The sequence below is a fragment of the Sphaerotilus sp. genome, from assembly GCF_013299175.1.
In the GTDB taxonomy this organism is placed as follows: domain Bacteria; phylum Pseudomonadota; class Gammaproteobacteria; order Burkholderiales; family Burkholderiaceae_C; genus Sphaerotilus.
This window is the reverse complement of record NZ_JAAFKF010000002.1, coordinates 72,011-83,667: the sequence shown is the minus strand read 5'-3', so window position 1 is coordinate 83,667 and position 11,657 is coordinate 72,011. Positions and strand designations below refer to the sequence as shown.

Annotated in this window: 10 protein-coding genes and 1 pseudogene; 1 reads left to right on the top strand and 10 read right to left on the bottom strand. The window is 66.7% G+C overall.

From position 1 onward, the window contains the following. A pseudogene (locus QZW52_RS00985) lies at window positions 1-650 on the bottom strand (glutamate synthase subunit alpha); the annotation flags it as partial. Window positions 651-804: 154 nt separating this feature from the next. Further along, entirely contained in the window at window positions 805-1,497 is a 693-nt protein-coding gene (locus tag QZW52_RS00980) for a transposase (protein ID WP_293994125.1), read from the bottom strand. A gap of 131 nt (window positions 1,498-1,628) precedes the next feature. Here QZW52_RS00980 and cysK point away from each other — a divergent pair, with 131 nt between their 5' ends. Next, the gene (cysK, locus tag QZW52_RS00975) at window positions 1,629-2,552 is read left to right on the top strand and encodes a cysteine synthase A (RefSeq protein ID WP_293994123.1); all 924 of its coding nucleotides are present in this window, start codon (window positions 1,629-1,631) and stop codon (window positions 2,550-2,552) included. 6 nt (window positions 2,553-2,558) lie between these two features. Here the strand turns inward: cysK and aroB are convergent, their stop codons facing one another. From aroB to QZW52_RS00935, 8 genes are all read right to left on the bottom strand, one after another. After that, window positions 2,559-3,677: a 3-dehydroquinate synthase gene (gene aroB, locus QZW52_RS00970; protein ID WP_293994120.1), complete on the bottom strand. Its 1,119-nt coding sequence runs from the start codon at window positions 3,675-3,677 to the stop codon at window positions 2,559-2,561. Next, window positions 3,674-4,243: a shikimate kinase gene (locus QZW52_RS00965; protein WP_363225914.1), complete on the bottom strand. Its 570-nt coding sequence runs from the start codon at window positions 4,241-4,243 to the stop codon at window positions 3,674-3,676. The genes aroB and QZW52_RS00965 overlap by 4 nt, the downstream gene beginning before the upstream one ends. A 159-nt stretch (window positions 4,244-4,402) precedes the next feature. Continuing rightward, entirely contained in the window at window positions 4,403-6,364 is a 1,962-nt protein-coding gene (locus tag QZW52_RS00960; protein WP_293994117.1) for an Ig-like domain-containing protein, read from the bottom strand. A 20-nt stretch (window positions 6,365-6,384) separates the two neighbouring features. After that, window positions 6,385-8,580 carry a type IV pilus secretin PilQ gene (locus QZW52_RS00955; RefSeq protein WP_293994114.1) on the bottom strand — a complete coding sequence of 732 codons (2,196 nt, stop codon included), beginning with the start codon at window positions 8,578-8,580 and terminating at the stop codon, window positions 6,385-6,387. Then, on the bottom strand, window positions 8,577-9,140 hold the full coding sequence (locus tag QZW52_RS00950) for a pilus assembly protein PilP (protein WP_293994111.1): 564 nt from the start codon (window positions 9,138-9,140) through the stop codon (window positions 8,577-8,579). Before QZW52_RS00950 ends, QZW52_RS00955 begins: the two co-directional genes overlap by 4 nt. Beyond that, entirely contained in the window at window positions 9,137-9,859 is a 723-nt protein-coding gene (locus QZW52_RS00945) for a type IV pilus inner membrane component PilO (protein ID WP_293994109.1), read from the bottom strand. Before QZW52_RS00945 ends, QZW52_RS00950 begins: the two co-directional genes overlap by 4 nt. A gap of 10 nt (window positions 9,860-9,869) precedes the next feature. Then, the gene (locus QZW52_RS00940; RefSeq protein WP_293994106.1) at window positions 9,870-10,526 is read right to left on the bottom strand and encodes a PilN domain-containing protein; all 657 of its coding nucleotides are present in this window, start codon (window positions 10,524-10,526) and stop codon (window positions 9,870-9,872) included. Continuing rightward, complete coding sequence (locus QZW52_RS00935) at window positions 10,523-11,602, bottom strand: pilus assembly protein PilM (RefSeq protein WP_293994103.1); 1,080 nt, start codon at window positions 11,600-11,602, stop codon at window positions 10,523-10,525. Before QZW52_RS00935 ends, QZW52_RS00940 begins: the two co-directional genes overlap by 4 nt. Window positions 11,603-11,657 lie beyond the last annotated feature (55 nt).

The following is an 11,657-nucleotide window of genomic DNA, read 5'->3' as shown; positions in this document are numbered from 1 at the left end:
CCCTTGTAGATGATGGTGCGGCACGACATGCTGGGCACGTAGTACTCGCGGCTGTGCGTGAGCTTGAGCTTCATGACCGCGGCCGAGGCGGTCTTGCGGATCACGTACAGCTTGCGCTCCAGCGCGTCCGGCACGATCACGTCGGCGCCGCGGCCGATGAAGACCTGGCGGATCACCGGCTCGGTCTTGCGCACGGTCGGGGACATCGGCATGTCCTTGTCCACCGGCACGTCGCGCCAGCCCAGCAGCACTTGCCCTTCGGCCTTGATGGCGCGCTCGACAGCCTGTTCGCACGCCAGACGCGAAGCGCGCTCTTTCGGGAGGAAAATCATGCCGACGCCGTACTCGCCCAGCGGGGGCAGCTTGACACCCTGTGCGGCCATCTCGGCGCGGAAGAACTCGTCGGGGATCTGGATCAGGATACCCGCGCCGTCGCCCATCAGCGCGTCGGCACCGACGGCACCGCGGTGGTCGAGGTTTTCGAGGATCTTCAGGCCCTGCTCGACGATGGAGTGCGCCTTCTGGCCCTTGATGTGCGCGACGAAACCGACGCCGCAGGCGTCATGCTCGTTGGCCGGGTCGTACAACCCGCCGAGGGCGAGGGCTTGGACTTCTTGGGGGGACGGGTGTCCCGAGGCAGCCTGGTTCATGGCGCACTCCTGCGTATGGCGGTGAGCAAAGGGAAAACCGTGCCAATTTACTGCACTGCAGCGCAGCCCTCAAGCAAAACAAAATGGGGTCAGGCTCGATTAAAAGACAAGCAGCAAATTCACGACGCTTTAATGGGGACGGATCAATATGGCGTCACACCACCGCCCGAGGGGGACGCCCGCGGGGACGTGGTGCCATGCGGCGCTCGGTGGTCGCACCCAGGCTTGCAAGAAATGCACCCGATCCGAGCGCCCAGCCCTTGAGCGCACTGTCCGTGTGGGCCTGCACTTCGGCACTGCCAAGCGCATCGTCGAGCAAGCTGCGCCAGGCGAGTTCGCGCTCGAAGGGCGTGTTGCCCAGCGCCCAGTAGAGCGCGTGGCCAGTGAGCAGCGGATCGCGGCGCTGGCCGAGGTGGTGGGCGGCGCTGGACCAGGGGTAGTCGGTCGCGGCAGTGGGCGGGATCAGGCGCTGCGGGTTCTGTTCGATGTAGCGCATGCAAGTCAGCACATGCGGGCCGCTTTCCAGCACGGTGGCGCGGAAACGGCCTTCCCAGAGCGTGCCGGTGCGGCCGTGGCGGCGGTTGAAGGCGCTGACGTAGCGCCGGCCAAGGGCCTGCAGCATCTTGCTGAGCGCCTCGGCGGTGGGGGGCGTGACCAGCAGGTGGATGTGGTCGTCCATCAGCACGTAGGCGTGAACGGCCACGCGCTGCAGCGCCGCCGCCTCGCGCAGGGCGCCGAGGTAGGCGTGGCGGTCCGCGTCGTCGAGGAACACCGGCTGGCGGTTGTGCCCACGCTGGATGACGTGGTGGGACAGGCCGGCAACGGCAAGGCGGGGCAATCGGGCCATGGTCGAGAGTCGAAGGGGCGGCGGACAGGATTGTGAGGACCGGACGGGCACGCTGTCGATGGGTCAGAATGCACATTCTCCTCAGACTTGCCCGACTTGCCCGTTTTGGTACCACCCGGAGTCCACCGACCATGAAAGCCGCCAACGTTCTCGCCACGATCGGCAACACCCCGCACATCCGCGTCAACCGCCTGTTCGGCCCCGGCGCCGAGGTGTGGATCAAATCGGAGCGCGGCAATCCGGGCGGTTCGATCAAGGACCGCATCGCGCTGGCGATGATCGAGGACGCCGAAGCCAGCGGCGCATTGCAACCCGGCGGCACCATCGTCGAGCCAACCTCGGGCAACACCGGTGTCGGGCTGGCCATGGTCGCAGCGGTCAAGGGCCATGCATTGGTGCTGGTGATGCCCGAGAGCATGAGCATCGAGCGCCGCCGGCTGATGCTGGCCTATGGCGCCAAGTTCGTGCTGACGCCGCGCGAGAAAGGCATGAAAGGCGCGATTGCCAAGGCCGAGGAGCTGGTCGCGGCCACACCCGGCGCGTGGATGCCGCAGCAGTTCGAGAACCCGGCCAACGTCGCGGTCCATGTCCGCACCACGGCCGAGGAAATCTTCGCCGACTTCCCCGACGGGCTGGACGCGCTGATCACCGGTGTCGGCACGGGTGGCCACCTGACCGGCTGCGCGCAGGTGCTCAAGGCCCGGTGGCCGAACCTGAAGGTCTACGCGGTGGAGCCGGCCGCCTCGCCGGTCATCAGCGGCGGCTCGCCCGCACCGCACCCGATCCAGGGCATCGGCGCCGGCTTCATCCCGAAGAACCTGCACATCGACCTGCTCGACGGCGTGGTCCTGGTGGACGCCGAAGCCGCCCGCGAAATGGCCCGCCGCAGCGCCCGCGAGGAAGGCTTGCTGGTGGGCATTTCCAGCGGCGCGACGCTGGCCGCGATTGCCCAGAAGCTGCCGGAGCTGCCCGCCGGTGCCCGCGTGCTTGGCTTCAACTACGACACGGGCGAGCGTTACCTGTCGATCGAGGGTTTCCTGCCGACCGAAGGTTGAACCGCATCAGGCCGGTTCGCAGTGCGCGGCCAACACGGCGCGCACCATCGACTCAGGTGCGCCCTGCATTCGGGCGCTGCCAAGCCGGTCGATCACGACAAAGCGGAGTTCACCGGCCTCGGTCTTCTTGTCCACCTGCATCAGCGCCAGGTAGCGGTCCACACCCAGCGCCGGGCCGACCACCGGCAGGCCAGCGCGCTCGCACACCGCCTTCACGCGGGTGACGAACTCGGCCGGCACCAGGCCGAGCCGCGCCGACAGGTCGGCCGCCATCACCATGCCGCAGCCAACCGCTTCGCCGTGCAGCCATTCGCCATAGCCCAGCCCGGACTCGATGGCGTGGCCAAAGGTGTGGCCGAAGTTCAGGATGGCGCGCAAGCCGCTCTCGCGCTCGTCACTGCCGACCACCGCCGCCTTGATCTCGCACGAACGCCGCACGGCATGGGCCAGCGCGGTCTTGTCGCGGGCCATCAGCACGGGCAGGTTCGCCTCGATCCAGCCGAGGAAGTCCGCATCGGCGATGGGTCCGTACTTGATGACCTCGGCCAGCCCGGCGGACAGTTCGCGCGCGGGCAACGTGTCGAGCGTGTCGAGGTCGCAGATGACGCGCACCGGCTGGTAGAACGCGCCAATCATGTTCTTGCCGAGCGGGTGGTTGATCGCGGTCTTGCCGCCCACCGACGAATCGACCTGGGACAGCAGTGTCGTCGGCACCTGCACGAACGGCACGCCGCGCATGTAGCAGGACGCCGCGAAGCCGGTCATGTCGCCGATGACCCCGCCGCCGAGCGCGAACAGCACCGTCTTGCGGTCGCAGGCGGCGCCGAGCAGGCCGTCGTAGACCAGGTTCAGCGTTGCCGAGTCTTTGAACGCCTCACCGTCGGGCAACTCGATGGTCAGCACGCGCGGGTAGTGCTTGTCGAGCGCGGTGCGCAGACGGGCGGCGTAGCGCGGGCCGACGGTGGTGTTGGTGACGATGACGGCGGTGGCCGCCTTGGGCAGGCCGGTCCAGCTTTCGTCGGCGTCGAGCAGGCCCGCGCCGATGCGGATGTCGTAGCTGCGGTCGCCGAGAGAAACCGCAACGGTCTGGATCTGGGGCACAGCGGAGGGCGTGGTCATCGTCATCGTGGGCTGGTTCGTTGAAGCGCGCCGGGCGTGGCGGCCTTGGCCGGACGGAAGGCGGACACCACGCCGGCCAGTTCGAGCTGCATCAGGATCATGTTGACCAGCGTCGGCACCGAGGGGCGGCCGGTCTCGATGATGAAGTGCGCCGTCTCGCGGTAGAGCGGATCGCGGGTCTGGAACAGGTCGCGCAGCTTGCGCAGCGGATCGGCCACCTGCAGCAGCGGGCGCTGGGTGTCGTGGCGCAGGCGGCGGAACAGCTCTTCGGGCGAGGCGCGCAGGTAGACCACTGTCGTGTGGTCGCGCAGCACCTGCCGGTTGGCCTCGCGCAGCACCGATCCCCCCCCCGTGGCCAGCACCAGCGCGCCACGGTGCGCCAGATCGGCCAGCACCGCTTGCTCGATGTCACGGAATGCCGCTTCGCCCTCGCGCTCGAAGAAGGCGCGGATCGACATGCCGATGCGGCGCTCGATCTCGACATCCGCATCCACGAAGGGCATCCCCAGCGCATTCGCCAAGTGCCGCCCGGCCGTGGACTTGCCAGCGCCGGGCATGGCGACGAGGCTGATGGTGGGTGTCGCGGGCCGCTGGGCACCGGCCCCGTCGTCCGGGGAAATGGAAAGGGAAAGGGCCACGCGCTTGGGGGAGAAATCGGTGATCGATCGCCCGCGCCGAGGTGGCCGGTGCGGGACGGTCGATCAGTCTACCTTGCGTGTGCCGATGGGCGCTTACTGCAGGACGCCGAGGTCGAACTTGTAGGACTGGCCGTTGGGCATCTTCACCGTCAGGTCGATGGGCCCGCCGGCTTCGAGTGGCTTGGTGCAATCGTCGAGATCGGCCTGGATGCGGTGGAAGGTCGGGCCGGTGAAGGTGCCCGTGACCGGCGAAGGGTCCACCGCCACCGATCCGCCCTTGGCCTTGGTGGACACGGTGAGCGTGGCATTGGCCGGCACGGGATTGCCACCCAAGGCATCAGCGGCCGTGTTGGCATCCCTCATGCAGAACTGGGTGGTCAGGCGGCAAACCTTCGCCGCAGTCAGGGACAGCACCTGCGGCGGGAAGGGTGTCGCGCTGCAGGTGACGCCATCCGGGTTCACATTGAACAGGCGCGGCTTGCGCGAGCTGTCGGAGAGCGTGAACGTGCGCTGGACCCAGACATAGGTGAGCGGATCCCATTTGCCATTGAGCGCGTCGCCGGTGATGTACTCGCCTTGGGCCGCCATCTGCCCGTTTTCGTCCTTGTCCAGGAACACGGGACCGAGGTCGGTGAACGCCTCGCCCGCCGTGTAGAGGTTGTCACCATTGGCGTCGTTGAACGCTTCTTCCCCCTTGGCGAAGGCCACGACCGCGACACGTCCATCGGCTGGCCGGTAATTGCTGGTGACGAACTTGACATTGCACACCGCCGACACCGTGGTGCAGTTGGCGGGGATGATGCTGGCGCCTTCGGAGACGAAGCTGACGACGGTCCCATCGGGCACGGGGTTGCCGAAGCGGTCGTTGAGCTGGACGCGGATGTCGCTTTCGGTGCCGTCGCGCTGCCAGCCATCCGGGTTGTAGGCCGAGGCGGAGAAGCTGAAGGCGTTGGCCGCCGGCAGACCGGCGCTGACAGCCAGCACGTTGGAGTAGGTGCTGAGGGAGGTTCCGTCGTCCAGCGTCACCGAGGCACGCACACGGATCGGCGAAGGAATGGACTTGGCAGACACCGACACGCTGGCGATGCCCGTGGCCAGCGTCTTGTTCGAGGCGGCGGAGAGGGTGGCGATGTTGGCGTTATCCAAATAGAAGTAGACATCGCGGTTGGCGATCGGCTTGCTGGACTGGTCCTTGAGGCTGAACTGGACTTCGGCGGTGCCTGCACAACCACTGCCGGCCAGACAAATCTTGGTCGGGCTGGCCGAGACAAACTCCAGCGCCTGGATCACTGGTGGCGTCACCGCCAGATCGACCTGCTTGCGTTCGCTGGTGCCCGTGACCGCGGCGCTGACGCGGTCGGTTCCGGCGCACGCATTGTCCTGGTAGGTGGTCGAAGCCGTCGGCCCGGTCACGGTGATCGAGGCCGGCGACAACAGCGCCTTGCCCGCGCTGGCGCAGGTGGACGAGAAGTTGACCGTCACCGGCGACGACGACGATGCGCCCGTCACGTTGACCGTGATCACCGACGAGCCGTAGGCGTTGACCGTCGTGGGGCTGGCAGTCGCCGCAGTCAAGGTGATATCCACCGCCGACACGGTGAACACGGTGCGTGTCGTGAGCGTCGAGGCGGTGGAGACATCGGCAGCGGCCACCACATAGGCCGCACCGACCGTGCCCGCCACGGGCTGGAGCGTCGCCGAGGCATAGCCGTCCGCCCCCGTCTTGGCACTGGGAGACACCGTCGCGATGGCGCTCGACACGGAGAAGTTGACCAGCACGTTGGCCAGCGGTGTGCCACTGGCGTCCCGGACCAGCGCCGTGACGGTGCCGGGCGTGGAGGCACTGATCGTCGTGCTAGACAGCGACAGCGCCACCGTGCCGGCCGAGCTGGTCGAGACCGCGCCGGTGGTCGAGGTGGTGCCCGTGGTGGTGGTGCTGGTGCAACTGCTGGAAAAGACGCTGCAGCCTGCGTCCGTGCCACCACCGCCACACGCGCTCAGGGCCGCCGCCAGTGCCAGTCCCCCGACACGCCAGATCATCTTGTTCATTGCCATCACTTCGGTTGGGTCCAGGTTCAGCGGGCTGCGGCGTTGCGGTCCGTGATGACCTTGGGGGTCAGGAACACGAGCAGCTCGGTCTTGTTCGAAGCGCGAGTCTTGTTCCGGAACAGGGCACCCACATAGGGAATATCTCCCAGGAACGGCACCTTGTTCACCGATTCGGTCTCGCTGATCTCGAAGATGCCACCGATCACCACCGTGCCGCCGTTCTCGACCAGCACCTGCGTCTTCACATGCTTGGTGTTGATGGCGTAGCCGGCTGCGGTCTGCTGGCCGACGCTGTCCTTGTTGACATCCACGTCGAGGATGATGCTGCCCTCGGGCGTGATCTGCGGGATCACTTCGAGCTTGAGGTTGGCCTTGCGGAACTGGATCGCGGTGGCGCCGCTGGAGGTGGCGGTCTGGTACGGCAGCTCGGTCCCCTGCTCGATCAGGGCCTTGACCTGGTCGGCCGTGATGACCCGTGGACTGGAGACCAGCTTGCCGCGGCCTTCGGCTTCGAGGGCGGAGAGTTCGAGGTTCAGGAACCGGTTCGACGCCGCGCCGAACAGCGACAGCGCGAAGGTCGCCGCGCTGGCACCACCCAAGGTGCTGGTGTTGGCCGGCAGGTTGACGAACTGGGTGTTGGCGTAGTCGCTGGTGGAGGACTGCCCGGTCTGGTAGCCGATGCCGCCGTAGGTGCCGCCCACCGTGGCGTTGCCCAGCCCGAGGTTCACGCCGGGCACGCCACCACGCACGCCGCGCAAATCGTTCGCCCCGAGTTTCACGCCCAGCGAACGCCCGAAGGTGTCCTCGGCCTCGACGATGCGCGCCTCGATCATCACCTGGCGCACCGGGATGTCGATCTTGGTGATCATCTGGCCGATCTCTTCGAGCTTGGTCGGGATGTCGGTCACGAAGAGCTGGTTGGTCCGCATCTCGGAGATGACGCTGCCGCGGGTGGACAGCAGCCGCGTGGCGTTGGTCGTGCCGTTCGCCGCAGCGCCGCCCTGCTGCCCGACGAGCCCCTTGGCGACCTCTTCGGCCTTGGTGTAGTTGAGCTGAAATGCCTGGGTGCGCAGTGGCTCCAGCGCAGCCACCTGTGCCTTGGATTCCAGCTCAGCCTTGTCCTTGGCGGCCAGTTCCTCCTTGGGAGCCACCCACAGCACGTTGCCGGCCTTCTTCACGCCCAGCCCCTTGGCCTGCATGATGATGTCGAGTGCCTGGTCCCAGGGGACATCCTTCAGGCGCAGCGTCACGTTGCCGGTGACGGTGTCGCTGGTGACGATGTTGAAGTTGGTGAAGTCGGCGATGACCTGGAGCAGCGCGCGCACCTCGATGCTCTGGAAGTTCAGGGAGAGCTTGTCGCCCGCGTAGCTCACGCCTTGCGTCAGCTTCTGCGGATCGACCTTGACCGGGCGCACTTCGAGCACGAACTGGTTGTCGGTCTGGTAGGCGCTGTGCTCCCAATTGCCGCGCGGCTCGACGACCATGCGGACCCGGTCGCCGACCTGGGTGGTGGTGACGGATTGGACCGGGGTGCCGAAATCGGTCACGTCCAGCCGGCGGCGCAAGCCCTCCGAAGCCGATGAGCGCAGGAACTCGACGATCAGGTTCTGCCCCTGCTGGCGGATGTCCACGCCCACCTGGTTGCTCGGCAGATCGACGACGACGCGGCCCGCGCCGTCCTTGCCGCGGCGGAAGTCGATGTCGCGCAGGCGCTCGGGCTGGGTGTTCTGCGGGTCGGCGAAATGCACTGGCTCGGCGGCGCTGCCGGCGACCACCATGGCAGGTGCCGCCGACACGCCCCCCACGGACACCGGGTCGAGCGTGACGGTGAGGGTCTTGCCGTTGATCTCGGCGCGGTAGCGGGTGGACTGCTTCAGGTTGAGCACCAGCCGGGTACGGTCACTGCCCTGGGCCAGCGCCAGCGAGCGCAGGTTGCCTTGGTTGACCTCCTGGGTGGTGTGGCCTGTGGCGTTGCGCACGCCCGGCAGGTCCAGCGCCACGCGGGCGGGTGACTGCAGCGCAAAGCCCTTCGGCACGGCAGTCAGCGGCTCGCTGAACTCCAGGCGGATGACCTCGCTGCCGCCTTGCAGCCCATTGCTGATGGACTGGATGGCGTTCTGCGCGAAGCTGACCAGCGGCGCTGCCGCCAGCACGGCAAGCGCAGCCAGTCGAACGCTCCAGCGATCCGTCGAGGCGATCGCAATCTTGTCGGTGGTCTTCATCGCTTCTCCTGGGCCCGCTCCTGGAGGGCAAGCGTGCTGGTGCGCTCGATCCACTCTCCAATCGCGTCCTGCACGATTTCGCGCAAGGCAATTTCGGTTTCCGTGATGCGGGTGACACGGCCATAGTTCTGGCCCATGTAGTCACCCACCTTGACTTGGTACAGCAGGTTGTCCGCCCGCAACAGCGCATAGGTCTTGCCGCTGCGCACCAGACTGCCCACCATGCCCAGCGAGTCGAGCGGATAGGCTTCCAGCGGCTCGCGTCGGCGGTTCATTTCGGGCGAGAGCAGCGAGTTGGGCTGGCGGCTCTCCTGCTTGATGGCGACCTGCAGTTTCTGGACGCTGAATGGCTCGACCGCATTGCCCGCCAGATAGGGCTGCGGGTCGAACTTGCGCGGCGGCACCAGCGGCGACACGCGCGGCTTGGCATCGCGGCGCTGCTCGTCCATCCACGCCTGCAGCTCCTCGTGCGGGTCGGAGCAGGCGGTGAGCGTGAGCGCCGTGGTCGCCACCAGCAGCACCGCCGCCAGTGTCCTCAGTGTGCGAACGCGCGCGCTCATTTGGCACCTCCGGCCGCCTTGGCCGCCTTGGCCTGGGCCTGGCGGTGCTCTTCGACTTCGGCCTGGTCGAGGTAGCGGTAGGTGCGCGCGGTGGCTTCCATCGCGAGCAGGCCGGTGCCGTTGGGAACCGACTGGCCCTGCGCCAACCCCGGCATGGTGATGACGAGGTTGTGCAGCGTCACGATGCGCGAAAGATTGGCCACGTCGGAGGCGAACGAGCCGATGTCGTGGTACTTGCCGCTGACACGCAACGAGATCGGCAACTCGGCGTAATAGTCCTTGATCACCACCTGACCGGGCCGGAACAGCTCGAACTGCAGCCCGCGCCCGACGCCCGCCTGGTTGATGTCCGACAGCAGCGCGTCCATCTCGGCCTTGCCCGGCAGTTGGCGCTCCAGTTGGGTCACGTACTCCTGCACCTGCAGCTTCTGCTTGCGCAGCTCGTCGAGGTTGATGGCCTGCGCGAGCTTGGTGCGGTATTCGGTCTTGAGGGTCAGCTCCTTGGCGGCTTCGTCGTCGAGCGCCTGCACCTCGTCGGCGATCACGCCAAACCAGGCCAGCACCACCACCACCACCGCCGTCACCAGCCAGGTGGCCAGCTTGGGCAGCAGCGGCCACTGGCCGGGCTGCTGCGGATTGAGGTTGCGGAACTGCGACTGGACGTTGTCAATCAGCGTGTCGAATTCGATGTTCATCGGGGGACGTGTCGTGTTGGCCATCACGCCTCCTTCATGACGCTGAGCCGGACGCCGCAGGCGCCGCCGATGCCGCAGCAGACGGTACACCCGACGCACCAGGCACCACCGGGCGTGCCGCCTGCTCCTTGTCCTGCGGACGCTTGAGCGTCAGGCGCACGGCGAATTCGAACAGGCGTTTCTGGTCGCGGGCGGTCGTCACTGCGGCGGCCTTGATCTCCACAAGCTCCGGCCGCTCCAGCCAGGGCGAGTGGTAGGCCGTGTTGCGCAGGAATTCGGACACCCGCTCGTTGGTCTGCGCCACGCCAGTGACCGCCACGCCCTGCCCGTCCTGGCGGATCGCGGTCAGGTAGATGCCCTCGGGCACCTGTGCGGTCAGCTCGTTGAGCAGATGCACCGGCATGTTGCGGTCGATCTGGAAATCCTCGACCACCTTCTGGCGCGCCTTCAGGGCCTCGATCTCGGACTTCAGCGAGGCGATGTCCTTGATCTGCCCTTCCAGCCGGCGAATCTCGGTCTGCAGGAACTCGTTGCGCGTCCGCTGCTCACGGCGCATTTCACCCAGCACCAGGTACCACGCACCCGCAATCAGCAGCCCCACCAGGACCGCCAGCGCAACGCCCAGGAAAAAAGCCTGCTTGCGGCGCCTGCGTTTCTCTTCCCGGTGCGGGAGGAGGTTGATCAGGATCATTGCAGGAATCTCCGCATCGCCAGCCCGCAGGCGGTCAGGTAGGACGGGGCCTCGCGGCGCAACTTGCTTTCCCGGACAGCGGAGCCGATTTTCATGCCTTCAAAGGGGTTGACCACCTGGGAGGCGAAGCCGGTGAACTCGGTCACGCGCTCTTTCAGGCCGGGCAGTGTGGCCGAGCCGCCGGACAGCATCACGTAGTGGACCTTGTGGTGCGGTGTGCTCGTGAAGAAATACTGGAGCGCGCGGCCGATTTCCTGCGACAGGCTATCGACGAAGGGCACCAGCAGCGTGGATTCGTAGTCTTCGGGCAGATCACCCGCGGTCTTGCGGTTCTCGGCTTCCTCGAAGGACAGGCCGTACTGGCGCGCGATGAGCTGCGTGAGCTGCGCGCCGCCGAACGCCTGGTCCCGGTCGTAGAGGATGTCGTCGTCGCGCAGCACCTTGAGGCTGGTCGAATCCGCACCGATCTCGAACAGGGCCACCAGCGCATCGCGCCCCTGGTTGGGGAGGTTGTCGATGACGCGGCTCATGGCCAGCCTGGACGCATTGGATTCGATGTCGAGGATCACCGGCTTCAACCCGGCTGCCTCGGCCAGCCCCTGGCGGTCCTGCACCCGGTCCTTGCGGGACGCGGCGATCAGCACCTCGACATCGCCGACCTGCTGCGCACTCGGGCCAACCACGCAGAAGTCGAGACTGACCTCGTCGAGCGAGAACGGGATGTACTGGTGGGCCTCGGCCTCGACCTGCATCTCCAGTTCTTCTTCGCGCAGACCACCCGGGAGCACGATCTTCTTGGTGATCACGGCCGACTGCGGCATGGCCATCGCCACGCTCTTGGTGCGCGAGCCGCTCTTGACGATCACGCGCTTGACGGCATCGGCCACCTCGTCGAACTTCTCGATCTGGCCTTCCGCGATCCATCCCTTTTCGAAGATCTCGCTGGCAAATCGTTCGACGATGTACTCACCCGACGCGCTCTGGCTCAGCTCGACCAGCTTGACGCCGGAAGAGCTGATGTCCAGTCCGATCAGAGACGCATGCTTGCGGCCCAGAAGGATGTCAAGAAAGCTCACGCAGACTCCCCAAAGTCACGTCCACGCACGGACCAGACTGTTAATAAACCACTTC